21 protein-coding genes are annotated in these 24,566 nt (G+C 61.2%); 11 read left to right on the top strand and 10 right to left on the bottom strand.

Going from position 1 to position 24,566, the window contains the following annotated elements; translation table 11 throughout:
• Window positions 1–25: 25 nt before the first annotated feature.
• Window positions 26–205: a hypothetical protein gene (locus tag ACKLNA_RS15255; RefSeq protein WP_139831861.1), complete on the bottom strand. Its 180-nt coding sequence runs from the start codon at window positions 203–205 to the stop codon at window positions 26–28.
• Between the two features lie 432 nt (window positions 206–637).
• Here ACKLNA_RS15255 and ACKLNA_RS15260 point away from each other — a divergent pair, with 432 nt between their 5' ends.
• Complete coding sequence (locus ACKLNA_RS15260) at window positions 638–1,501, top strand: DMT family transporter (protein WP_408986319.1); 864 nt, start codon at window positions 638–640, stop codon at window positions 1,499–1,501.
• Window positions 1,502–1,558: 57 nt separating this feature from the next.
• On the opposite strand, the gene ACKLNA_RS15265 is transcribed toward ACKLNA_RS15260, so the two are convergent.
• Both ACKLNA_RS15265 and ACKLNA_RS15270 read right to left on the bottom strand, forming a co-directional pair.
• Entirely contained in the window at window positions 1,559–2,467 is a 909-nt protein-coding gene (locus ACKLNA_RS15265) for a DMT family transporter (RefSeq protein ID WP_408986320.1), read from the bottom strand.
• A gap of 84 nt (window positions 2,468–2,551) precedes the next feature.
• A complete protein-coding gene (locus ACKLNA_RS15270) occupies window positions 2,552–4,177 on the bottom strand; it encodes a methyl-accepting chemotaxis protein (protein WP_408986321.1) in 1,626 nt (541 codons plus the stop codon).
• A gap of 417 nt (window positions 4,178–4,594) precedes the next feature.
• On the opposite strand from ACKLNA_RS15270, the gene aceK reads away from it, so the two are divergent.
• The 5 genes from aceK to ACKLNA_RS15295 all read left to right on the top strand — a co-directional run bounded on the left by aceK (window position 4,595) and on the right by ACKLNA_RS15295 (window position 12,676).
• Window positions 4,595–6,316: a bifunctional isocitrate dehydrogenase kinase/phosphatase gene (aceK, locus tag ACKLNA_RS15275; RefSeq protein WP_408986322.1), complete on the top strand. Its 1,722-nt coding sequence runs from the start codon at window positions 4,595–4,597 to the stop codon at window positions 6,314–6,316.
• Window positions 6,317–6,439: 123 nt separating this feature from the next.
• Complete coding sequence (hrpA, locus tag ACKLNA_RS15280) at window positions 6,440–10,351, top strand: ATP-dependent RNA helicase HrpA (protein ID WP_408986323.1); 3,912 nt, start codon at window positions 6,440–6,442, stop codon at window positions 10,349–10,351.
• Between the two features lie 212 nt (window positions 10,352–10,563).
• Window positions 10,564–11,685, top strand: a complete 1,122-nt coding sequence (locus ACKLNA_RS15285; protein WP_114881826.1) for a beta-ketoacyl-ACP synthase III — start codon at window positions 10,564–10,566, stop codon at window positions 11,683–11,685.
• 149 nt (window positions 11,686–11,834) lie between these two features.
• On the top strand, window positions 11,835–12,446 hold the full coding sequence (locus tag ACKLNA_RS15290; RefSeq protein ID WP_408986324.1) for an RNA polymerase sigma factor: 612 nt from the start codon (window positions 11,835–11,837) through the stop codon (window positions 12,444–12,446).
• On the top strand, window positions 12,440–12,676 hold the full coding sequence (locus tag ACKLNA_RS15295; protein WP_248742865.1) for an anti-sigma factor: 237 nt from the start codon (window positions 12,440–12,442) through the stop codon (window positions 12,674–12,676). Before ACKLNA_RS15290 ends, ACKLNA_RS15295 begins: the two co-directional genes overlap by 7 nt.
• 135 nt (window positions 12,677–12,811) lie before the next feature.
• On the opposite strand, the gene ACKLNA_RS15300 is transcribed toward ACKLNA_RS15295, so the two are convergent.
• Window positions 12,812–14,143 carry a putative porin gene (locus ACKLNA_RS15300; RefSeq protein WP_408986325.1) on the bottom strand — a complete coding sequence of 444 codons (1,332 nt, stop codon included), beginning with the start codon at window positions 14,141–14,143 and terminating at the stop codon, window positions 12,812–12,814.
• A 280-nt stretch (window positions 14,144–14,423) separates the two neighbouring features.
• Between ACKLNA_RS15300 and ACKLNA_RS15305 the strand changes: the two genes are divergently transcribed.
• Window positions 14,424–15,548, top strand: a complete 1,125-nt coding sequence (locus tag ACKLNA_RS15305) for a GNAT family N-acetyltransferase (protein WP_408986326.1) — start codon at window positions 14,424–14,426, stop codon at window positions 15,546–15,548.
• Between the two features lie 18 nt (window positions 15,549–15,566).
• Here the strand turns inward: ACKLNA_RS15305 and aqpZ are convergent, their stop codons facing one another.
• The 5 genes from aqpZ to ACKLNA_RS15330 all read right to left on the bottom strand — a co-directional run bounded on the left by aqpZ (window position 15,567) and on the right by ACKLNA_RS15330 (window position 20,677).
• A complete protein-coding gene (gene aqpZ / locus ACKLNA_RS15310; protein WP_408986327.1) occupies window positions 15,567–16,262 on the bottom strand; it encodes an aquaporin Z in 696 nt (231 codons plus the stop codon).
• Window positions 16,263–16,447: 185 nt separating this feature from the next.
• A complete protein-coding gene (locus ACKLNA_RS15315; protein ID WP_408986328.1) occupies window positions 16,448–18,280 on the bottom strand; it encodes an ABC transporter ATP-binding protein in 1,833 nt (610 codons plus the stop codon).
• Window positions 18,281–18,368: 88 nt separating this feature from the next.
• Complete coding sequence (locus ACKLNA_RS15320; RefSeq protein ID WP_408986329.1) at window positions 18,369–18,932, bottom strand: peptidylprolyl isomerase; 564 nt, start codon at window positions 18,930–18,932, stop codon at window positions 18,369–18,371.
• 3 nt (window positions 18,933–18,935) lie between these two features.
• Entirely contained in the window at window positions 18,936–19,739 is an 804-nt protein-coding gene (locus tag ACKLNA_RS15325; protein ID WP_085710330.1) for an alpha/beta fold hydrolase, read from the bottom strand.
• A 14-nt stretch (window positions 19,740–19,753) separates the two neighbouring features.
• The gene (locus ACKLNA_RS15330) at window positions 19,754–20,677 is read right to left on the bottom strand and encodes a LysR family transcriptional regulator (RefSeq protein ID WP_007956543.1); all 924 of its coding nucleotides are present in this window, start codon (window positions 20,675–20,677) and stop codon (window positions 19,754–19,756) included.
• A 49-nt stretch (window positions 20,678–20,726) separates the two neighbouring features.
• On the opposite strand from ACKLNA_RS15330, the gene ACKLNA_RS15335 reads away from it, so the two are divergent.
• From ACKLNA_RS15335 to ACKLNA_RS15345, 3 genes are all read left to right on the top strand, one after another.
• Complete coding sequence (locus tag ACKLNA_RS15335; protein WP_085710332.1) at window positions 20,727–21,041, top strand: 3-phosphoglycerate kinase; 315 nt, start codon at window positions 20,727–20,729, stop codon at window positions 21,039–21,041.
• Window positions 21,042–21,210: 169 nt separating this feature from the next.
• Window positions 21,211–21,810, top strand: a complete 600-nt coding sequence (locus ACKLNA_RS15340) for an FMN-dependent NADH-azoreductase (protein WP_134825822.1) — start codon at window positions 21,211–21,213, stop codon at window positions 21,808–21,810.
• Window positions 21,811–22,022: 212 nt separating this feature from the next.
• On the top strand, window positions 22,023–22,904 hold the full coding sequence (locus ACKLNA_RS15345; RefSeq protein WP_408986330.1) for a carboxylate/amino acid/amine transporter: 882 nt from the start codon (window positions 22,023–22,025) through the stop codon (window positions 22,902–22,904).
• On the opposite strand, the gene ACKLNA_RS15350 is transcribed toward ACKLNA_RS15345, so the two are convergent.
• Window positions 22,849–23,754, bottom strand: a complete 906-nt coding sequence (locus ACKLNA_RS15350; RefSeq protein WP_408986331.1) for a LysR substrate-binding domain-containing protein — start codon at window positions 23,752–23,754, stop codon at window positions 22,849–22,851. The two genes, ACKLNA_RS15345 and ACKLNA_RS15350, sit on opposite strands and share 56 nt — an antisense overlap.
• Before the next feature lie 169 nt (window positions 23,755–23,923).
• Here ACKLNA_RS15350 and ACKLNA_RS15355 point away from each other — a divergent pair, with 169 nt between their 5' ends.
• Window positions 23,924–24,565 carry a hydrolase gene (locus ACKLNA_RS15355; RefSeq protein ID WP_007956548.1) on the top strand — a complete coding sequence of 214 codons (642 nt, stop codon included), beginning with the start codon at window positions 23,924–23,926 and terminating at the stop codon, window positions 24,563–24,565.
• Window position 24,566: the final 1 nt, after the last annotated feature.

Below are 24,566 nucleotides of genomic sequence, written 5' to 3' on the forward strand. Positions count from 1 at the left end.
AAACCGCTCCTTGTGAGCGGTTTTTTTATGAGGGAAAGGTAAACGACGCGCCGGCGAGAACACCCCCTGGCTCTTCCACTGCTGGATTAGCCAATGTCTCTCTAATTCGGAGTAGCTCCTTTTCAGATAACTCTCCAGAAGAGCGCTTACCTTTGGCCTTTACAAGTTTGGCGTCTGATGCTTTGTTTTCAACGACAGCTTTCATGGTGCCTCCACTATGGACGTTGCAATAACAAACGAGCCTATGCGCCTGCTCTCAGCCTGTCGCTAGCGGCCCTTTGCCCAACTCATTGCAATCCATGTCGCAGGCTGGTTATAGTCGGCGCTCGTGAGTTCTACGGCTCACCTTTCAACCCTTCAAAAAAGATCAGCCCAGATGCCTGCATCCCTCATCAACGCGGTAGTCGATTCAGCGGTCAACGCTGGCGTCGTGCCGTGCGGGAATCAGCAGCCTGTGCAGATCAGCCATTACCCCCCACCTGTCAGTAGCACGCCGGTGTGCGCAGTCGTATCACCGCCGGGTGTTGGCGTTTCGGGCTGATCAGCGTTTTTTGCTGACCCCTGTGCCCGCCTGAAAAAACCTACTGAATTTCAGCTTCGGCTGAGTTGGCTATTTGCCTGACTACAGGTGGTATTCATGTTTGTCCTTTCGAAAAAGTCCGCGCTCGCGGCGGCGTCCACGAGCCTGTTCGTTCTGCTGTGGAGCAGCGGGGCGATCTTCTCCAAGTGGGGGCTGGCCCACGCTTCACCCTTTGCCTTTCTGCTGATGCGTTTTGTGATTGCCCTGTGCGGGCTGGTGCTGCTGGTGCCGTTGCTCAAGCTGAAACTGCCCAAGGGCGGCCGGCCGATGCTGTATGCGATGGCTACCGGGGTGGTGCTGTTGGGTGCTTATCAGATCTTTTATCTGCTGGCGCTGGATCTGAAGGTCACCCCCGGGGTGATGGCGACCATCATGGGCGTACAGCCGATCCTCACCGTGGTGATCATGGAACGACAGCGCTCGGCGAGCCGCATCTTCGGTCTGGCGCTGGGACTGGCCGGTCTGATCATGGTGGTTTACCAGGGCATCGGCCTGGCCGGGATGTCGCTGGCGGGGATGCTGTTCGGTTTGTTGGCATTGGCGAGCATGACGTTCGGCTCGATCATGCAGAAACGCATCACTGACAATCCCCTTGGCACGCTGCCGGTGCAGTATCTGGCCGGGCTGTTGCTGTGCGGGATCTTCGTGCCGTTCCAGCCGTTCCACTTCGAGCACAGTGCCGGTTTCATCGTGCCGGTGCTGTGGATGGGTTTGGTGGTGTCGGTGCTGGCAACCTTGCTGCTGTATCGACTGATCGCCCGGGGCAATCTGGTGAATGTCACCAGTCTGTTCTATCTGGTGCCGGCCGTGACCGCGGTAATGGACTACCTGATCTTCGGCAATCGCCTGGCCGCGTTGAGCGTGTTGGGAATGCTGTTGATCATCGTCGGTCTGGTATTCGTGTTCCGTAAGTCGGAATAACAGCCAAAAATGAAAAAGGCCCGGGAGGAAACTCCCGGGCCTTTTTGCATCTGTCGATCAGCGAGTCGCGACTTCTGCCGGTTTCACCGCCGCCGGCTTCAGTACCAGCCACAACGCAATCGCGATCAACACCCCGCCATACACATGGGCCATCGACAGCGGTTCGTCGAGAAACAGCGCGCCCCACAACACGCCGAACGGCGGGATCATGAAAGTCACGGTCATCGACTTCACCGGCCCGATGGAACTCAGCAGGCGGAAGTAGATGATGTAGGCAAACGCGGTACAGCCCAGACCCAGGCCCAGCAGCGACAGCCAGACGTTCCAGCCGCCCCAGCTCACGGGTGGCTGGGTGATGACGCTGTAGCCGAACAGCGGCAACAGGAACAGTGTCGCACCGAGCATGCTGCCCAGCGCCGAAAGACGGCTGTCGAGCCCGCCGGCCTGATCCAGCCAGCGCCGGGCGAGGAAACCGGCGAAGCCGTAGCAGGTCGTTGCGAGCAGGCAGGCGACGGCACCCATCAACAGCGGCAGGTCGAAAGCGACCGGGCCGGCGCGGGTCAGCACGCCCACGCCGAGCAGGCCAAGAAACACCCCGGCCAGTTTGGCCACCGTGAGTTTTTCACTGAAGAACAGCCCGCCGATCAACACGCCCATCAGCGGCGTGGTGGCATTGAAGATTGCGGAGTACCCGGCGGGCAGCACCTGCGCCGCAACGGAATACAGGGTGGCCGGAACGCCGGAGTTGATCACCCCCAGCATCATCACGGTCTTGAGTTTGCCTTTGAAATCCCAGCTGATACGCATCAGGCCAAGGATCACCAACAAACCGACCGCCGCGATCGAGACCCGGAAAAAACCGGTCGGAACGGTGCCGATCGCGGGGGCGATGATGCGCATGAACAGGAAGCTCGCACCCCAGATCGCAGCCAGCGACAACATGCGGAAAATATCGACAGGGCTCACGGGTAACTCCTTCCTTGATGGGGACGAGAGTGTTGCCGAGCGCCCTGACGATGGCAACCGCTAATCGGGCATTTAATTTCCCCGTCAGAGCACGAAGCGCGTCACCAGCCCGTTGAGGTCGACGGCCAGGCGCGACAGTTCCTGACTGGCGGCAGAGGTCTGGGTGGCGCCAGCGGCAGTTTGCGTGGACAGGTCACGGATGGTCACCAGGTTTTCATCGACTTCCCGGGCTACCAGCGCCTGTTGTTCGGCGGCGCTGGCAATCACCAGGTTGCGCTGGTTGATCTGCGAGATCGACGCGGTGATTTTCTCCAGTGCATGGCCGGCGCTGTTGGCCCGGCGCAGGGTCTGGCTGGCCTGCTCGGCGCTGCTTTGCAACGCGCCGACGGTGGCACCAGTGCCTTGCTGGATGCTGCTGATCATCAGCTCGATTTCTTCGGTGGAATTCTGCGTGCGCTGGGCCAGCGAACGGACTTCATCGGCGACCACCGCAAACCCGCGCCCGGCCTCGCCGGCCCGCGCCGCTTCAATGGCGGCATTGAGCGCCAGCAGGTTGGTCTGGCCGGCGATGCCGCGAATCACTTCCAGCACCTTGCTGATGTCCTGGGCCTGGGTCGCCAGGCCCTCGGCCTGTTCGGACGCACCGAGCACCGCGCTCACCAGTTCCTGAATCGAACTGATGGTCTCGCTGACCTGCACATGCCCGTGCTTGCTGTCCTCGTTCGAGGCTTCGGACGCTTCGGCGCTGGACACGGCGTTGGCCGCGACTTCATCCACCGCCGTGCTCATCTCGGTGACGGCCGTGGCGGCCTGTTCGATCTGGTCGTTCTGCTGTTGCAGGCCACGGGTGCTTTGCTCCATCACCGAGCTCATTTCCTCGGCGGCGGAGGCCAGCTGTTGGGCCGACTCGCTGATACCGCGAATGGTCGAGCGCAGATTGCCCTGCATCTCGGCCAGCGCGGTGAGCAACTGTGCCGCCTCATCCCGGCCATCGCTGTCGATGCGGCCGCTGAGGTCACCGGAGGCAATCCGCCGCGCCACGTTCAGCGCCTGATTGATCGGCGCGGTGATGCTGCGGGTCAGCAGCCACGCCAGCAGCAAGGTGGCGATCAGGGCGATGACAATGATTGTCGCGACGATCCACAGTGACTGCTGATAGGTCGCGGCAGCGGATTTTGCGGCGGCATCGGCGCCTTGCTGATTGAGGGTGATCATTTGCTCAAGGGTCTTGTCGAGCACGCTGCCCTGAGGCGCCAGTTCAGTGGTCAGCCGCGTGTAGGCCTGATCGTTCTGCCCGGCGTCGATCTGTTTGATGATCTGGTCGAGGATGCTCAGGTACTTGGCGGTATCGGCGCTCAATCCTTCAAGCATCGCCCGTTCCTGATCGTTGGCGAGCAGGGCTTTGTGATCGTCAAGGCGCTTGAGCAACTCCTGACGCTGCGCCGTGAGGATGCCCTTGCTGCGTTCGCGCACAGCGGCCTGGGTACTGGTGATCAGGCGCAGGGATTCGAGGCGGATGCTGGCGATGTTCGCCGCTGCGTCATGAATGCTTTCGATGCTGGGCATCCACGATTCTTCGATCACCGCTGCGCTTTCACGCAGGGCTTTCATCTGGCCCAGACCGAACAGGCCCACCACCATCAGCAGGCTGGCCAGAACGGCAAAACTCAAACTGGCGCGCAAACCTATGCGCAGATTCCGGATAGACATTAATGTGCTCCTTGATCGTTGAGAAAGAGGGCGTCCTTGTGGGCCGAGGATCTTGTTGTGAGGCGGGTGATGGCAGGCTGTATATCAAAGTGCCATCACCTTGGTAAGGTCGCTGCGCAATCGAGGTCACGGGCGATGGGCGGGAATGCACAGGCCGGGCAAAGCCTCGGAATAGAGATGTCGCTGCTTGATTGGATCCGAAACCCAGAGAACTCGCGGGCTGGCGCCGAACGGAGAGAAAGACTGATGGGCGTGTTTGCTGACCGAACGGTCGATTAAAAAAACTTTGATAAAAACTGTGTCGTTGTACAACCCGGTCGCGGATTTGGCAGAAATTACGCTTCTCCTGCCCCCGGTTCCGTGGCTAAGCTCAGGCCTTCGAGCACAGATTCTTCAATTCCCGCAGAGGTCTCATCTATGCCGCAGCAATGGCCAGCCACCGACATCGCCCGCATGATCCTCGATGGCTTTGATGATTACCGCGAGCATTTCCGGCGGATCACCGACGGCGCCCGGGAGCGTTTCGAGCAGGCGCGCTGGCAGGACACGCAAACTGCGTCGGCGGCGCGGATCAACCTCTACGAAGACAAGGTCGGCGAAACCGTCGCGCGCCTGCGTGAGTATTTCGAGCCGGACACGCTGATGGAAGTCAGTTGCTGGCCGTTGGTGAAAAGCGCCTACATCAGCATCATCGACCTGCGCTTCGACGATGAGCTCTCCGAGACCTGGTACAACTCGATTTTCTGCGGCCTGTTCAGCCACGACCTGATCAGCGACGGCTGCATGTTCATCCACACCACCCGGCCAAGCCTGCGCCGCGCCCGGGCCGCGCAAACCCGCACCTACAAACCGCAAGGGCAGTTGTCCGGCATGCTCGCGAGCATCTTTGCCGATTACCGATTCAGCGAGGATTACGCCGATCTGCCCCGGGATCTGCAGCGCCTTGAAGCGCAACTGCGCGAGAACCTGCCGGACTGGGTGTGCAAGGACCCGGAACTGAGCGTCGAGCTGTTTTCCTCGGTGCTGTACCGCAACAAGGGCGCCTATCTGGTGGGGCGCATCTACACCAACGACGACCAGTGGCCGCTGGTGATTCCGCTGCTGCACCGCGAGGGACGCGGGATTCAGATCGATGCGCTGATTACCGACGAAGCCGACGTGTCGATCATCTTCTCGTTCACCCGCTCGTACTTCATGGTGGATGTGCCGGTGCCGGCGGAGTTCATCGGTTTCCTCAAGCGCATCCTGCCGGGCAAGCACATCGCCGAGCTGTACACCTCGATCGGTTTCTACAAGCACGGAAAATCCGAGTTTTATCGCGCGCTGATCAATCACCTGGCCAACACCGACGACCAGTTCATCATGGCCCCGGGCGTGCGCGGCATGGTCATGAGCGTATTCACGCTGCCGGGTTTCAACACCGTGTTCAAGATCATCAAGGACCGCTTCTCACCGTCGAAAAACGTCGACCGCGCCACGGTGATCGAAAAGTACCGACTGGTAAAAAGCGTCGACCGCGTCGGGCGCATGGCCGATACCCAGGAGTTCGCCGATTTCCGTTTCCCGATGAGCAAGTTCGATCCGGCGTGTCTGGCGGAATTGCTGGAGGTCGCGCCGTCCACGGTGTCGCTGGAAGGCGAAACCGTGCTGATCCGCCACTGCTGGACCGAACGCCGGATGACCCCGCTGAACCTGTATCTGGACAACGCCAACGAAGCCCAGGTGCGTGAAGCGCTGGAGGATTACGGGCTGGCGATCAAGCAACTGGCGGCAGCCAACATCTTCCCCGGCGACATGCTGCTGAAGAACTTCGGCGTCACCCGCCATGGCCGGGTGGTGTTCTACGACTACGACGAGATCTGCTTCCTCACCGAGGCCAACTTTCGCCATATCCCGGCACCGCGTACGCCGGAGGACGAAATGGCCTCTGAGCCTTGGTATTCGATCGGGCCGCTGGATGTGTTTCCCGAGGAGTTTCCGCCGTTTCTGTTTGCCGATGCGAAGCAGCGAAAGCTGTTCGATCAGTTGCATGGCGAGCTGTACAACGCCGATTACTGGAAGGGGTTGCAGGAGGCGATCCGGGCCGGAAAAGTCATCGATGTCTTCCCGTATCGGCGCAAGGGCCTGGATAACGAGTAAAGCCACCGCAAGCAGCAAGCTACAGGTCCCGCTTTCAACTTGCGGCTTGTAGCTTGGCGCTTGTAGCTGCTTTTCTGCGACAATCGCGTCCTTGCGCCACTAGACGACCGAATTGCGTACCCGATGACCGACGAATCGCCCTCCATCGACAAACTGCTGAAAAACCTCGATCACGCCATGCTCGCCGACCGCCACCGGCTGCGGCGGCAGTTGCTTGAGCTGCGCAAGAAGCCCGACGATGCCAAGCTGGCCCAGTGGGTGGCGCGCATGCAGGCGTCCTGCGATCAGGTACTGGCGCGCAAGGCCAGCCTGCCGGTGATCCGTTACGACGACAGCCTGCCGATTGCGGCCAAGCGTGACGAAATCAAGAAGGCCCTGGAAAAGCACCAGGTGCTGATCATCGCCGGCGAAACCGGCTCGGGTAAAACCACCCAGTTGCCGAAAATCTGTCTGGAAATCGGCCGGGGCCAGCATGGCCTGATCGGCCACACCCAGCCGCGTCGGATTGCGGCGCGCAGCGTGGCCAGCCGGGTCGCCGAAGAGCTCGGCACACCGCTGGGCGCGCTGGTCGGCTATCAGGTGCGCTTCGAAGACCAAAGCGATTCGAACACCCTGATCAAACTGATGACCGACGGCATCCTGCTGGCGGAAACCCAGAACGACCGCTACCTCGAGCGCTACGACACGATCATCGTCGACGAAGCCCACGAACGCAGCCTCAACATCGACTTCCTGCTGGGTTACCTGAAAACCCTGCTGCCGCGTCGTCCGGACCTGAAAGTCATCATCACCTCCGCGACCATCGATCTGGAGCGTTTCTCCAAACATTTCGACGATGCGCCGATTGTCGAGGTGTCCGGCCGCACCTTCCCGGTGGAAACCTGGTATCGCCCGCTGACGCTTGAGCAGGACGAAGAGGGCAACCGCGTCGAAGACGACCTGACCGTGGATCAGGCGATCCTCGCCACCCTTGACGAAATCGCCGCTTACGAGCGCAGCGAGCGCCGCAGCCCTGGCGACGTGCTGGTGTTCCTGCCCGGCGAACGCGAGATTCGCGACGCCGCCGACATGCTGCGCAAGGCGCAGCTCAAGCACACCGAAATCCTGCCGTTGTACGCGCGCCTGTCGCCGGCCGAGCAGCAGCGGATTTTCCAGTCCCACCCCGGCCGTCGTGTGGTGCTGGCGACCAACGTCGCCGAAACCTCGCTGACCGTGCCGGGCATCCGTTACGTGATCGACAGCGGCACCGCACGCATCAGCCGCTACAGCTACCGCGCCAAGGTCCAGCGCCTGCCGATCGAAGCGATTTCCCAGGCCAGTGCCAACCAGCGTAAAGGTCGTTGCGGCCGGGTCGAACCGGGCATCTGCGTGCGCCTGTACAGCGAAGAGGATTTCCTCGGTCGCCCGGAATTTACCGATCCGGAAATCCTGCGCACCAACCTTGCAGCCGTGATCTTGCAGATGCTGCATCTGCGCCTCGGCGAGATCACCGCGTTCCCGTTCATCGAGCCGCCGGACGGCAAGGCGATCAGCGACGGTTTCAACCTGCTGCAAGAGCTGTCAGCGGTTGATCGCAACAGTCAGCTGACGCCGCTCGGCCGCCAATTGGCGCGCCTGCCGGTGGACCCCCGCATGGGCCGGATGCTGCTCGAAGCGGCGAAACTCGGCAGCTTGCAGGAAGTGCTGATCGTCGCCAGTGCCATGTCGATTCAGGATCCGCGCGAGCGTCCGCCGGAGCGTCAGCAAGCCGCCGATCAGGCCCATGCGCAGTGGAAGGACGCCGATTCGGACTTCGCGGCGCTGGTCAATCTGTGGCGTGGCTTCGAAGAACAGCGCCAGGCGTTGACCGCCAATCCACTGCGCAACTGGTGCCGCAAGAATTTCCTCAACTACCTGCGCTTGCGAGAGTGGCGTGATTCCCATCGCCAGTTGAGCCTGATCTGCCGCGACTTGCAGTTGAGCCTGAATAAAGAGCCGGCGGACTATCCGAAACTGCACAAGGCTGTGCTCGTCGGCCTGCTCAGCCAGATCGGCCAGAAAACCGAGGACGGCGACTACCTTGGTGCCCGTCAGCGGCGCTTCTGGATTCACCCGTCGTCGGGCATCGGCAAGAAGCGCCCGCAGTGGGTGATGACTGCCGAACTGGTGGAAACCACCAAGCTCTACGCGCGGATGGTGGCGAAGATCGACGCCGACTGGATCGAGCCGCTGGCCGGGCATCTGATCAAGAAGAACCACTTCGAACCGCACTGGGAGAAGAAGCGCGGCCAGGTCGTCGCGTTCGAACAGATCACTCTGTTCGGGCTGATTGTGGTTGGTCGCCGACCGGTGCATTACGGCCCGGTGGATCCTGTGGTTTCGCGAGAACTGTTCATCCGCGAAGGCCTGGTGCGGGGCGAGATTCAGTCCCGGGCCAAGTGCCTGACTGCCAACAAGCAATTGCTGGAACAACTCGACGAACTGGAAGCCAAGGCCCGTCGACGGGACATTCTGGCCGACGAGGAAACCCTCTACGCGTTCTACGATGCGCGACTGCCGGCGGAGATCCACCAGACCGCGACCTTCGACAGCTGGTATCGGGTCAACAGCCAGAAAGATCCGCAACTGCTGATCATGCGCGAAGAAGACGTGCTGGCCCGCGAAGCCAGCGAAGTCACCGCCCAGCACTATCCGGACACCCTGCACATCGGCGATCTGGAACTGGCCCTGAGTTACCACTTCGAACCGAATCACCCGCGCGATGGCGTGACCCTGCGTGTGCCGGCGCCGCTGTTGCCGATGCTGCCGCCGGAACGTCTGGAATGGCTGGTGCCGGGGCTGATCGAGGCCAAGTGCATTGCGCTGGTGCGTAACCTGCCCAAGGCCCTGCGCAAGAACTTCGTGCCGGTGCCGGACTTTATCAAGGCTGCGTTGCAACGCATGACGTTCGCCGAAGGTTCGTTGCCGCAAGCGCTGGGCCGTGAACTGCTGCGCATGACCGGTGCGCGGGTCAGCGACGAAGCCTGGGCCGAAGCGGCGCAGCAGGTTGAAAGTCATTTGCGGATGAACCTGGAAATCGTCGACGGCCAAGGCAAGTTCCTCGGCGAAGGCCGGGATCTGGCAGAGCTGACCGCGCGTTTCGCCGAAGCCAGCCAGGCCGCGTTGGCCGTGCCGCAAAGTGCGAAAAGTCAGCAACCGGTGGAGGCCAAGGTCTTCGCGCCGGTGGCGGAAAAGACCCAGCAGAAGATTGCCGGGCTGTCGATGACGGTGTATCCGGCGCTGGTGGAAGAGGGCGGCACGGTCAAGGAAGGGCGCTTCTCGACCCCGGCCGAAGCCGAGTTCCAGCATCGCCGCGCCTTGCAGCGTCTGCTGATGCAACAACTGGCCGAACCGGCCAAGTTCCTGCGCGGCAAGTTGCCGGGACTGACCGAACTGGGCCTGCTGTACCGCGAGCTGGGTCGGGTCGATGCGCTGGTGGAAGACATTCTGCTGGCCAGCCTCGACAGCTGCATTCTCGAGGGCGAAGACCCGTTGCCTCGCGACGGCGCAGGGCTGGCGGCACTGGCCGAGCGCAAGCGTGGCAGTTGGACCGAGCACGCCGAACGGGTGGCGCGTCTGACCCTGGAAATTCTCAAGCTCTGGCACGGTCTGCAAAAACGCTTCAAGGGCAAGATCGACCTGGCCCAGGCAGTGGCGCTGAACGACATCAAGCTGCAGCTCAGCCATCTGGTGTATCCGGGCTTCGTCCGGGAAACGCCGATGCTGTGGCTCAAGGAGTTGCCGCGCTACCTGAAGGCCGTCGAGCAACGTTTCGAGAAGCTTGGCGCCCAGGTGCAGAAGGATCGGGTCTGGAGCGGCGAACTCGCCGGCCTCTGGACGCAATACCAGACTCGCGCCGCCAAACATGCCCAGGAAGGCAAGCGCGATCCGCAGCTCGAGCTGTATCGCTGGTGGCTGGAGGAGTACCGGGTTTCGCTGTTCGCCCAGCAGTTGGGGACGAAAGTGCCGATCTCCGACAAGCGCCTGAACAAACAGTGGACGCAGGTCGAGGCCTGACCTCCGATCCTGCAAAAGGCGCCAAATGCCAAGGTTTATGGCAAACTTCGCGCCTATAAACGCCGGCCCCGCGGTTTTGAGCCTTGTCAGCCGCGGGCGAGGTCGGAATAAAGCGATGCCAGGTTTTTGCGTCCCCTGGATGGGAAAAGACCCTTTGCGTGTTGGCACGTCGGTGCCAGCACTTTCTGCCTGAACAGATTAGAGAAACGACCATGCATAACGTCGTCATCAGCGGCACCGGCCTGTATACCCCGGCCAACAGCATCTCCAACGAAGAGCTGGTGCAGTCTTTCAATACCTACGTCGCGCAGTTCAACGCGGACAACGCTGACGCCATCGCCAGCGGCGAGATCCAGGCTCTCACCGAATCCAGCGCCGCGTTCATCGAAAAAGCTTCCGGCATCAAGAGCCGCTTTGTCATGGACAAGGACGGCATCCTTGATCCGCAACGCATGGCACCACGCCTGCCGGAGCGTTCCAACGACGAATGGTCGGTGCTTTGCCAGATGGCCATCGGTGCTGCCGAGCAAGCCCTGCAGCGTGCCGGCAAGACCGCCGCCGACATCGACGGCGTGATCGTCGCCTGCTCCAACCTGCAACGCGCCTATCCGGCCATCGCCATCGAAGTCCAGGAAGCACTGGGCATCCAGGGTTTCGGTTTCGACATGAACGTTGCCTGCTCGTCGGCGACCTTCGGCATCCAGCAAGCCGCCAACACCGTGCAACTGGGCCAGGCCCGGGCGATCCTGATGGTCAACCCGGAAGTCTGCACCGGTCACCTGAACTTCCGTGACCGCGACAGCCACTTCATTTTCGGTGACGCCGCTACCGCCGTCGTCATCGAGCGTGCCGATACGGCAACGTCGAAGCACCAGTTCGACGTGGTCAGCACCAAACTGCTGACCAAGTTCTCCAACAACATCCGCAACAACTTCGGCTTCCTCAACCGTGCAGCGGAAGAAGGCATCGGTGCCCGCGACAAACTGTTCGTGCAGGAAGGCCGAAAGGTGTTCAAGGACGTGTGCCCGATGGTGGCCGAGCTGATCGGTGAACACCTGGAAGAGAACAAGCTCAACGTCGGTGACGTGAAACGCTTCTGGCTGCACCAGGCCAACCTGAGCATGAACCACCTGATCGTGCGCAAGCTGCTGGGCCGCGAAGCCACCGAAGAAGAAGCACCGGTGATTCTCGACACCTACGCCAACACCAGCTCCGCCGGTTCCGTGATCGCGTTCCACAAATATCAGGACGATCTGGCGGCCGGTTCGCTGGCGGTGCTGAGTTCGTTTGGCGCCGGCTACTCCATTGGTAGCGTGATTCTGCGCAAGCGTTGAGATTGAGGTTAATTTCCTCTTAACCGCGCTGATCTTTCCTACAGCCTGATCAGCTATAACGCTGTAATTTTCGACGTTGACGGCAGGATGGTGTGTTGCGCGCCATCCTGCCGTTATCATTTTCGAAGTCAGGACAAGGGGATTGATGGATGGCGGCTGATGACACCCAACTGCTGGCACGTTTGCTGGCTGGTGAGCAAAAGGCTTTCAAGGAATTGGTCACCACCTACCAAAGCGCCATGCGCGCGGTGGCCTATGCCATTGTCGGTCAGCGTCATGTCGAGGAAGTGGTGCAGGACGCCTGGCTGTCGGTGGTGCGCCATATCGGCAGCTTCGAAGGGCGCTCCAGCCTTAAGACCTGGCTGCTGACCATCACCGCCAACTCGGCCAAGGGCCGCTACAAGCAGAACCGTCGCGAAGTGCTGATGGATGATCTGCCATCGCCCCACGGCACCATCGACGATGATCGTTTTTCCCCCGGCGACGGCCACTGGCTGGTCGCACCGTTCGCCTGGCATCAGGACACGCCCGAAGCGCTGCTGACCGAAAATGAACTGCGCGAATGCCTGGAACACACGCTGCTCAGCCTGTCAGAACTGCAAAGCAGTGTGCTGTTGCTGCGCGAGCGTCAGGGCCTGGAGCTGGAAGAGATCTGTAATCTTCTGGAGATCTCGCTCTCCAATGTCCGTGTGCTGCTGCACCGGGCACGTTTGAAGGTCTTCGCGACCGTGGAACATTTTGAGGAGACAGGCGAATGTTGACCTGCAAGGAGCAAGTGGCACGATCCAGCGATTATCTCGATGGCCAGTTGAGCTTTCGCGAGAAGCTGATGGTGCGTCATCACCTGATGTTCTGCCCCAATTGCCGGCGTTTCATTCGCCAGATGCGGCTGATGCAGGCGACATTGCGGGTGATGCCGGAGAAACCGGATGAGGGTGTGGATGCGTTGGCCGAGCGGCTGGCGGCGCAGCGCCGCAAAGATAATTCCTGAGGCAAAAAACAGCCCGGCGTAACAGCAGCGAACGGATGATGGGGATCGCTGCTGCGGGGCCGGGCTGTAGGAGAAAATCAGCTTCAGGCTACAAATGAGGCATTCACTGGTTGCCTGAAGCTTGTCACTGAGGTGTTAGAACTTGGCTTCGGCATCCAGTTGCAGGGTGTTGATGTCGGAGTCGGTCTTCTTCAGGCTGGCGTTGGTGTAGTCCGAGTTAGCCATGAAGTAGGTGGCGCCGAGGGTGAAGTTCTTGTCCAGCTCGTAGCTCACTTTCAGCTTGCTGCCGCGGGAACCGGTGTAGCCGTTGGCGAAGTCGGAGTCGGTGAAGGCACCCACCACCGCGTTACGCTGTACGTCGCGGTAGTTGTAATCGATGCCGAAGCCGTAAACCTTGGTCTTCACACCGGCCAGCCAGCCAGTGTCCTGATCGTTGCTGGCGTCGTTGTTGTTCACGTACTGACCGTAGATCGACAGCGGAACCGGCAGGTTGGCGATGTCCAGCTGACCGAAGCCTTCATACAGTTTGAAGGTTTCGTTCGGGCTGTTGCCGTTGACGGCCAGGGCGCATGGCGCAGTAACGGTGCCGCTGGTAGGGCAGGCGCTGTCCTTGTCGTTGTCGTAGGAGTAGATGCTGCCGCCCAGGGTCAGTTTCAGGCTGTCGGTCAGTGCGAAGCGACCGCCCAACTGACCAGCGTACAGACGCAGGTCATGCTTGAACTGCACGCCTTCGCCGTCGACGTTGTCCTTGAGGGTGTAGTGACCGGCGCTACCGAACAGTTCGGCGCTGCCGTTCAGCGGGTACTTGTAGGTGACGGCCAGACCTTCCGGGTTGATGTCGCTGTCCCAGATGATGTCGCCCATGCTCACCCAAGGCTGGTTCATCTTGCCGGCGATCAGGTGCAGGTTCTTGATGGCGTCAGGGTGGTAGTCGACATAACCCTGGTCGAGCCAGATCTGCTTCTTGTCGAAGTAGTTGTTCAGGTCCTGGTTGGTGGAGCGGGCGTCATCGCTGCTGCCGGTGGCGATACGGATACCGGTATCAACCTGCGGGTTGATTTCGGTGTAGGCACCCAGACGGGCACGAATGCGCTGACGGTCCTGGTCCTTGGCGTTCGGTACGCCGTCGTTCTTCACGGTTTCCTGACGGAAACGTACGTCACCCTTGAACTGGGTCTTGGCAGCCCAGGCCAGCTTCTGGTCGAAGCTGCTCAGCTCGTTGGTTTTCTTCGCGGTTGCCGCGATTTGCTCGTTGGTCTCTTGCTGCGCCTGCTGCGCGATTTGCTGGGCCTTCTGATCCTGGGCCAGTTCGGTTTGCAGTTCTACGTACTGCGCCTGGGTGATGGAACCGTTAGCCTTGAGCATGTCGAGCAGTTTGGCGTCGACTGCGGCACTGGCCGGAACACTCATGGCCAGCAACAGGCCACCGCACAGGGCCGCCGCAGTTTTCGTGGAAGCAAGACGCATAGCAATCTCCGAAGATGAGAGGGATGGCTGAACCATCCTGGGCACAACCGACGATTTGAACGTCGGAAAACTGTGTCCGGGTAGAACCCGGCGCTCTAAAAACAGGCGCCAGTATCGCGATGGTTTATGACAGAGCAGTGGCACGGTGATGGCAGGTTGATGACGATACAAAACTTGCGTGAACTATTGATCTAGAGCGCTGTCGCGCAATCGGACGTGGGCAAGACCGGGCCGATCAGCGATACTCGCGAGGCTTTCAGGGCAAAAAGTGGAGAGGAAAATGCCGTTGCAGCGCCTGCAAAAACTGTCGGAAATCGAACCGGCACTCTGGGATGCACTGGTGCCGGACAACCAGCCGTTTCTACGCCATGCCTTCCTCGGCGCGCTGGAAGACAGCGGCAGTGTCGGCCCGCACACCGGCTGGCAGGTGGAGCATTTGCTGCACGTCGAAGACGGTCGTCTGATCGCGGCGCTGCCCGGTTATCGCAAGTGGCATTCCTACGGCGAATACGTCTTCGATCACGGTTGGGCCGATGCCTGCGCCCGTGCCGGCATCGATTACTACCCCAAGTTTTTGAGTGCGGTGCCGTTCAGCCCGGTCACCGGGCCGCGCCTGTTGGCGGCGAATGTCGAGGATGGCTTCGAACTGCTCAAGAGCCTGCCGGGTTACCTGGAGATCGAAGAACTCTCCGGCGCCCACATCAACTTCACCGATGCCTTCACCGACGCCGCCATGGCCGAGCAGCCGGGCTGGCTGCAACGCATCGGCTGTCAGTATCACTGGCAGAATCGCGGCTATCGCGACTTCCAGGACTTTCTCGACGTGCTCAGTTCGCGCAAGCGCAAGCAGATGCGCAAGGAGCGCGAGCAAGTGGCGGGGCAGGGCTTCGAATTCGAATGGCTGGAAGGCCGCGAGCTGGACGAAGCGCAGTGGGATTTTGTCTACGCCTGCTACGCCAACACTTATGCGGTGCGCCGTCAGGCGCCGTATCTCACGCGAGAGTTCTTCAGTCTGCTGGCCGAGCGCATGCCGGAATCGATTCGTGTCGTATTGGCCAAACAGGGGTCAAGGCCTGTGGCGATGGCGTTCAGTCTTGTGGGGGGCGACAGTTTTTACGGGCGTTACTGGGGATGCCTGGCCGAGTACGACCGGCTGCATTTCGAAACCTGTTTTTATCAGGGCATGGATTACGCGATTGCCCAGGGTTATCAACGTTTCGACGCCGGCGCCCAGGGCGAACACAAACTGATTCGCGGCTTCGAACCGGTGATCACCCATTCCTGGCACTACCTGCGTCATCCCGGCCTGAAAGCCGCCGTGAAGGATTTTCTTCAGCAGGAACGCGCCGGTGTACTGGCTTACGCGGAAGAGGCGAGGAGCGCCTTGCCATATAGGCAAGCCTGATCCTCGCCTCTTCTGCCTTCAACTGTCTTCCTTGCCCAGCCAGCGATAGACCACGCCGCCCACCACCGCGCCCAGCAGCGGCGCGACCCAGAACATCCACAACTGCGCGATCGCCCAGCCGCCGACCATCAGCGCCGGGCCCGTGCTGCGGGCCGGATTGACCGAGGTGTTGGTCACCGGAATCGAGATCAGGTGGATCAGTGTCAGGGCCAGGCCGATGGCGATCGGTGCCAGTCCCGCAGGGGCGCGTTTGTCGGTGGCGCCGAGGATGATCACCACGAACATCGCGGTCATGACCAGTTCGGTGATGAAGCCGGAGGCCATGGAGTATTTGCCCGGCGAGTGCTCGCCATAACCGTTTGAAGCAAGGCCGGCGGCGATGTCGAAACCCTCCTTGCCGCTGGCGATGTGATACAGCAGTGCTGCTGCCAGAATCCCGCCGATCACCTGGGCGATGATGTAGGCGGGCAGTTCTTTGGCCGGGAACCGACCACCGACGACCAGACCGACCGACACGGCCGGGTTGAGATGACAGCCGCTGATGTGGCCGATGGCAAACGCCATGGTCAGCACCGTCAGGCCAAACGCCAGGGCCACCCCCAGCACGCCGATCCCCACAGGGGAGGACGCGGCGATCACCGCACTGCCGCAACCACCCAGCACCAACCAGAACGTACCCAACAACTCCGTGGCTGAACGTTTTAACAGAGACATGAGAGAGTCCTTGATAGACGCGCTATCGAGACTGCATCGAGTTGTGCTTCCTTGCAATTACGACAGGTTCATCTCCAGAGCCTTCGCTGAGTACAGCAGGGAATGCGGGGATTTCCAGCAGCCATGAAAAAACCGCCAGAGCCCGTGGTGGAAGGGCTGTGGCGGTTTTTGCGTTTCGTGCCGGATCAGTCGATGCCGACAAACCCTCCGGTCTGGTGCGCCCACAACCGTGCGTACAATCCGCCATGGGCCAGCAGTTCGGCATGGTTGCCGGTTTCGGCGATCCGGCCGTTCTCCAGCACCACCAGCCGGTCCATGCGGGCAATGGTCGAGAGGCGGTGGGCGATGGCGATCACGGTCTTGCCCTGCATCAGGGTTTCCAGGCTTTCCTGGATAGCGGCTTCGACTTCCGAGTCCAGTGCCGAGGTCGCTTCGTCCATGATCAGGATCGGCGCGTCCTTGAGCAGCACCCGCGCTATCGCGATCCGCTGGCGCTGGCCGCCGGACAGTTTGACACCGCGCTCGCCGACATGGGCATCGAAGCCTGTGCGCCCCTCGGCATCCGACAGCAGCGGGATGAACTCGTCGGCCCGGGCCTTGCGCACCGCTTCCCAGAGTTCGGCATCGGTGGCGTCAGGCTTGCCGTACAGCAAGTTGTCGCGGATCGAACGGTGCAGCAGCGACGTGTCCTGGGTGATCATGCCGATCCGCGCACGCAGGCTTTCCTGGCCGACCTCGGCGATGTTCTGGCCGTCGATCAGGATCCGCCCGCCCTCGACGTCGTACAGCCGCAGCAGCAGGTTGACCAGGGTCGATTTGCCGGCGCCGGACGGGCCGATCAGGCCGATTTTCTCGCCGGGTTTGATGGTCAGGTTGAGGTCGCCGATGATGCCTTTCTTCTTGCCGTAGTGAAAATCCACGTGCTCGAAACGCACTTCGCCACGGGCCACGGCCAGCGGTTTGGCCTGCTCGTGATCGGTGACGCTGACCGGTTGCGAGATGGTCTGCAGACCGTCCTGGACCATGCCGATGTTCTCGAAAATCCCGGTGACCACCCACATGATCCAGCCGGACATGTTGACGATGCGGATCACCAGGCCGGTGGCCAGGGCGATGGCGCCGACGCTGATCACCGATTGCGTCCACAGCCACAGGGCCAGCCCCGTAGTGCCGACGATCAGCAGGCCGTTCATGGTGGTGATGGCCACGTCCATGCTGGTGACTACGCGGCCGGCCAGTTGGGCTTTTTCGGTCTGTTCCTGGATCGCCTCGCGGGCGTAGTGTTGTTCGAAGTTGGTGTGGGCGAACAGCTTCAGGGTGGCGATGTTGGTGTAGCCGTCGACGATGCGCCCCATCAGTTTCGAGCGTGCGTCGGAAGCGGCGACGGAGCGGTCCTTGACCCGTGGCACGAAGTAGTAGAGCGCGCCGATGTAGGCGGCGATCCACGTCAGCAGCGGGATCATCAGGCGCCAGTCGGCTTCGGCGAACAGCACCAGCGAGCTGATCGCATAGATCAGCACGTGCCACAACGCATCCACCGCCTGCACCGCGGAATCACGCAGCGAGTTGCCGGTCTGCATGATGCGCTGGGCGATGCGCCCGGCGAAGTCGTTCTGGAAGAAATTCAGGCTCTGCTTGAGCACGTAACTGTGGTTCTGCCAGCGGATGAGGCTGGTCATGCTCGGGCTCAGGGTCTGGTGCACCAGCATGTCGTGCAGGGCCAGGAACAGCGGTCGCAGGAGCAGGGCCACCACGGCCATCCACGCCAGTTCCGCGCCATGCACCTTGAAGAAGTCGACGTTCGGCGTGCCTTGGGCAAGGTCGATGATGCGGCTCAGGTAGCTGAACAGCGCCACTTCGATCAGGGCACCGAACAGGCCGACGATCAGCAGGGCGGCGAAACTCGGCCAGACCTGCTTCAGGTAATAGGTATAGAAGGGCAGTACACGGTCCGGCGGAGATGCCGTAGGCGCGTCACGGAATATGTCGATCAGTTGTTCGAAACGGCGATAGAGCATCAGATAACCGCCCGGAGTACGGGCTCTCCTTTTATCAGTGTGAGCGGCGCGGTGTTCAACCGTCGCCGCTCGATATGCCCTGTAAAGCTTAGTCGATGCGCTTGGCCGACTTGATGATCACAGGGTCGACAGGCACGTTTTGCATGCCCTGTTTGGTGGTGGTCTGGGAGTTGACGATGATGTCGACCACGTCCATGCCCTTGACCACTTTGGCGAACACGGCGTAACCGGCGTCGCGGCCCGGATCGAGGAAGGCGTTGTCGGCGACGTTGATGAAGAACTGGCTGGTGGCCGAGTTCGGATCGGAAGTGCGGGCCATCGACAGGGTGCCGCGAACGTTGTGCAGACCGTTGCTGGCTTCGTTCTTGATCGGTGCCTTGGTTTCTTTCTGCTGCATCTGCTGGGTAAAGCCGCCGCCCTGGGCCATAAAGCCCGGGATCACACGGTGGAAAATGGTGTTGGTGTAGAAACCGCTGTCGACGTAATCGAGGAAGTTCTTGGTACTGATCGGCGCCTTGACCGGGTCCAGCTCGATTTCGATGGTGCCGTTGGTGGTCACCAGTTCGACGTGTGGCGCCTTGGCCGGCGTGGCAGCCATCAGGTTGGCGGCGAACAGCACGGTGCCGGCGGCGAGGGCGATTTTTTTCAGCATGGGTCAGTGATCCTGAGGGTGAATATCGGCTGTGGCGAGAAACGCCAGCAGCGTTTGATTGAAGCGTTCGGGTTGATCGAGCGGGGTGGCGTGGCGCGAATCGGCGATCACCACCAGCCGCGCATCGGGCAGCAGTCTGACATAGGTTTCTTTCAGCGAGACGGGGGTGTAGTCCCGGTCGGCGCTGACGACGAGCGTTGGACAGGAGATCCTCGAAAGTCGTTCCTGAACCCCCCAGCCAACAATCGCATCGAAGCTGGCGAGATAAGCACGTTTGTCGTTTTTTGCCCAGCGCTCGGCCATCTTCTGGCGCAAATCCGCCTGCTCCGGTTTGGGGAACAGTTTGGCGCCCAAGGCCTTGCCGATGGTGGCCAGACTCAGCAAACGCATCAGGCTCCAGCGCTTGAACCACTGCCAATAGTCGTCGCGACTGCGCACCTTGACCTCGGGCGCGCTGTTGACGATGGTCAGGCTCTTGAGCATCTGCGGCTGATCGACAGCGAACTGGAAGCCGATCATGCCGCCCATGGACAGCCCGGCGTAGTGCACCGGGCCGAGCTTCAGGTGTTCGATCAGGGCGACGATGTCGGCGCTGAAACCGGCGATGCTGTAGCGCTCGCGGGGCTTGTCGGAGCGGCCATGACCGCGCACGTCCGGGACGATCACCCGGTATTGCGCGGCCAGTGCCGGGATCTGCATTTCCCAGTCCAGGGTGCTGGAACCGAGCCCGTGAACCAGCAGCAACGGATCGCCGTGGCCATATTCCTCGTAGTGCAGGTTGCAGCCTTCATGCTCGAAATACGCCATCGGTGAACTCCGTGTCAGGCTTGTTCGGGGGCGGCGAACGGTGCGTCCAGCGGCAAGGTGTCGAAGGTGCGCAACAGTTCGACGAGGATCTGCGAAGCCGGGCCCAGCGGTTTGTCCTTGTTCGAATACAGATAGAAACTCGGATTGCGGCTGCCGCCCTGATCCAACGGTAGCAGCTTGAGCAGGCCTTCCTTCAATTCACGTTCGATCATGTGCCGTGGCAGCCAGGCGAATCCCAGGCCGCTGGAAACGAAATTGGCGGCGGTGGCGAGGCTGCCGACGGTCCAGCGCTGCTCCGCACCGAGCCAGCCGACATCCCGGGGTTGCTGGCGGCCGGAGTCGCGGATCACCACTTGCATCTGGGTTTCCAGGTCCTGGAAATTCAGCTCGCGGTTCAGCCGATGCAGCGCGTGTTCGGGGTGGGCGACGGCGACGAATTCCACGTCGCTCAACTCCGCGCCGAGGTAGCCGGGAATGCTCAGGCCGGTAATCGCCAGATCGGCCACGCCTTCGAGCAACACCTCCTCGACACCCGACAGCACTTCTTCACGCAGACGCACACGGCAGCCACGGCTCTGCGGCATGAATGCGGTCAATGCACGAACGAGGCGGGCGCTCGGGTAGGCGGCATCGACCACCAGCCGCACTTCGGCTTCCCAGCCTTGTTCCATGTGATGGGCGAGGTCTTCCAGTTGGCTGGCCTGTTTCACCAGTTGTCGCGAACGCCGCAGCAATACGCCGCCGGCTTCGGTCAGCACAGCCTTGCGGCCGTCGATGCGCAGCAACGGCACACCGAGTTGGTCCTGCATGCGGGCGACGGTGTAGCTCACCGACGATTGCGAACGGTGCAGGGCTTCGGCGGCCTGGGCGAATCCGCCGTGGTCGACCACTGCCTGCAACGTTCGCCATTGATCGAGGGTCACGCGGGGCGCTTTCATCGATAGCTCCTCTTGTCCTAAGCTGGCTGTCCCTCATGGAGACTGCCGAATGAAAAAATTCTGTTGTGTGGTACTGGCGCTGCTGCCGCTGACCGCGTTTGCGTATCCGATCGATGTGCAGAAAAATCTCAATGGCCTGAAGATCGACTACGAGTCCTTCGATACCGATAAAGACATCGGCTCCATCCGGGTCGCCAACTACGGCGAGGTCGACGCGGTCTGCAAGGTCGTGTTCAGCAATGGCCCGGAAGCGCCGCGCACCCGCAATATCGAAGTGCCGGCCGGCAAACATACCAATGCCACCGCCAAGTTCTCCCGCGAGATCATCAAGCTGCGAGTCGAGCTGAGCTGCAACCCGAAATAACGGTTTTGCCTCTCTGTGGGAGCGAGTCAGCCCGCTCCCACAGGCATAGCTTGCATCTAAACGAATATTTCGATGGTTTGCAGCAATTATTTGCGCTTTTTCATCGATACGACTCTGTTTAACCTTCACTCCATCGACTTACAACATTCTCGGAAGGAGGCTACACACCATGTCCCGCGTTCTGATCATCGAAAGCAGCGCCCGCCAGCAAGACTCGGTATCCCGTCAACTGACCCAGACTTTCATCAGTCAGTGGAAAGCTGCACACCCGGCCGATCAGATCACCGTTCGTGACCTCGCCGTGAACCCGGTGCCACACCTGGATAGCAACCTGCTGGGCGGCTGGATGAAGCCCGCTGAACAGCGCAACGCCAACGAACAATCCTCGCTGGATCGCTCCAACGAACTGACCGACGAACTGCTGGCCGCCGACGTGCTGGTGATGGCCGCGCCGATGTACAACTTCGCGATTCCAAGCACCCTGAAAGCCTGGCTCGACCACGTGCTGCGTGCCGGCGTGACCTTCAAGTACACCGAAACCGGCCCGCAAGGCCTGCTCAGCGGCAAGCGTGCCTACGTGCTGACCGCTCGCGGCGGCATCTATGCCGGCGGCCCGGCGGATCACCAGGAACCGTACCTGCGTCAGGTGATGGGTTTCATCGGCATCCACGACGTGACCTTCATCCACGCTGAAGGCATGAACCTGGGCGGCGACTTCCAGGAGAAAGGCCTCAACCAGGCCAACGCCAAACTGTCCCAGGTCGCTTGATATGTTAATCGCCAGATAATCGCCGATTGTTCTAGTGACCTGGCGCAACCCCTTCAAGGCTCTACGCGCATCGAACCTCCCTTTGCACTTGTTGCTCCTGAGTGCTGTAGCCCGATTGAACGCTTTAGCGAGATCGGGCTTTTTTTTGCCCGGGATTTAGCGATGGCCGGCAAAAAACGCTATCGTCGCCGCCATTCGAAATCGAGGCGACCATGGGCTATCTACTTATTGTCACGCTGATCCAGGCGTTTTCCTTCAGTCTGATCGGCGAATACCTGGCCGGGCATGTCGACAGCTACTTCGCGGTGCTGGTGCGCGTGGTGCTGGCCGGGCTGGTGTTCATCCCGCTGACGCGCTGGCGCTCGGTGGAACCGGCGTTCATGCGCGGCATGCTATTGATCGGCGCATTGCAGTTCGGCGTGACTTACGTCTGCCTGTACCTGAGCTTCCGGGTACTGACGGTGCCGGAAGTGCTGCTGTTCACCATCCTCACGCCGCTGCACGTGACCCTGATCGAAGATGCTCTCAACCGCCGCTTCAACCCGTGGGCGCTGATCGCCGCACTGGTGGCGGTCGCGGGTGCGGCGGTGATTCGCTACGACCGGATCAATCCGGACTTCTTCATGGGTTTCCTGTTGCTGCAACTGGCCAACTTCACCTACGCCGCCGGGCAGGTGCTGTACAAGCATCTGGTGGCGAAGCACCCGAGCGATCTGCCGCACTACCGGCGCTTCGGTTTCTTCTATCTCGGCGCACTCGCGGTGGCGCTGCCGGCGTTCCTGCTGTTCGGCAAATCCAATTTCTTGCCCGAAGCACCGCTGCAATGGGGCGTGCTGGTGTTCCTGGGTCTGGTCTCGACCGCACTCGGCCTGTACTGGTGGAACAAGGGCGCGTGCCTGGTCAACGGCGGCACCCTGGCGGTGATGAACAACCTGCATGTTCCGGTGGGGTTGCTGCTGAACCTGCTGATCTGGAATCAGCATGAGGAACTCGGGCGGTTGTTCCTCGGTGGCAGCGTGATTCTGGCGGCGGTGTGGATCAGCCGGTTGGGGATTCGCAAGACGGCGCCAGTTGCCCCACCAGAAACTCGATAAACGCGCGCGTCTTCTGCGGCACCCGCCGCGCTGACGAATACACCGCGTTGATGGTGATCGCCGGCGCTTGCCATTCGCACAGCACCGGCACCAGTCGCCCGGCCGCGAGTGCTTCTTCGACGATGAAGTCCGGCAGCAGCGCGATGCCCATGCCGGCCTCGGCCGCCTGCGCCAGCAGGTCGCCGTTGTTGGCGTGCAGCGGCCCGGTGACATTGACCCGTTGGGTTTCCTTGCCATTGCACAGCTGCAGGCTGACGCCGCTCTGCAGATAGCCGTAGTTCAAGCATTGATGCGAGCGCAGATCCTGCGGGGACTGCGGCGTGCCTGCGCGTTCGAGGTAAGCGGGGGAGGCGACCATGATTCGCGGCGCCGGCGCCAGTTGCCGGGCGATCATGGTCGAGTCGGGCAGGCTGGCGATGCGGATGGTCACGTCGAACCCGCCGCGCACCGGATCGACCTGCTGGTCGCTGAGCACCAGTTGCAGCTCGATGTTCGGGTGTTGTTCGTGGAACAGCGGAATCAGCTTGCCCAGCCGCCGCAGGCCGAACGACATCGGTGCGTTGACCCGCAACACACCGCGCAATTCGCCCACCCCGTCCCGTGCTCGCTGCTCGGCCTCGTCCAGTGCCGCGATCACTTCCCGCGCCGCTTCGAAATATTCGGCGCCAGCCTCGGTCAGGTGCAGGCTACGGGTGGTGCGTTGCAGCAGTTGCACACCGATGGCTTCTTCCAGCGCCTGAATCTGTTTGCTGACTTTCGACCGGGGCACGTCCATGGCCCGGGCGGCGGCCGCGAAGCCGTTCTCGCCGACCGTCACCACGAAGGCGCGCATGCATTCGATGCGATCCATGATTGTCCCTTTTTTAGAATCAATGATTCTCGATTTTAGGGAATTGTCCCTTTATCGGCCAGCCCCTAAAGTGACATCCAAGCCGAGACAACAACGCCGCAGACGGCAAGCCACTCGACTCACCCATTACCCAATCGAAACGCTGAATCGACATCAAAAGGAACGCGCCATGTCTATCCGTGAACTGCTGAACCCGACCAACTCCGCCCTGATCCTGATCGACCACCAGCCGCAAATGGCTTTCGGCGTGCAGTCGATCGACCGTCAGACCCTGAAGAACAACACTGTCGGCCTGGCCAAGGCAGCGAAGATCTTCAACGTGCCGACCATCTACACCTCGGTCGAAACCGAAAGCTTCAGCGGCTACATCTGGCCGGAACTGCTGGCGGTACACCCTGAGCAGAAGCCGATCGAGCGCACCTCGATGAACTCCTGGGAAGACAAAGCGCTGGTTGACGCGGTGAAGGCCACCGGCCGCAAGAAGCTGATCATCGCCGCGCTGTGGACCGAGGTCTGCCTGACCTTCCCGGCTCTGGAAGCCCTGGCCGAAGGCTACGAGGTGTACATCGTCACCGACGCGTCCGGCGGCACCACCAAAGAAGCCCACGACATGTCGGTACAGCGAATGATTCAGGCGGGCGCAGTGCCGGTGACCTGGCAACAAGTGCTGCTCGAGTACCAGCGTGACTGGGCGCACAAAGACACTTATCAAGCGGTGATGGACCTGGTGCTGGAACACAGCGGTGCGTACGGCATGGGCGTCGACTACGCCTACACCATGGTGCACAAGGCACCGCAGCGTCAGGCCTGAT

This window comes from Pseudomonas sp. UV AK001, from assembly GCF_046097675.1.
GTDB lineage: Bacteria > Pseudomonadota > Gammaproteobacteria > Pseudomonadales > Pseudomonadaceae > Aquipseudomonas > Aquipseudomonas kribbensis.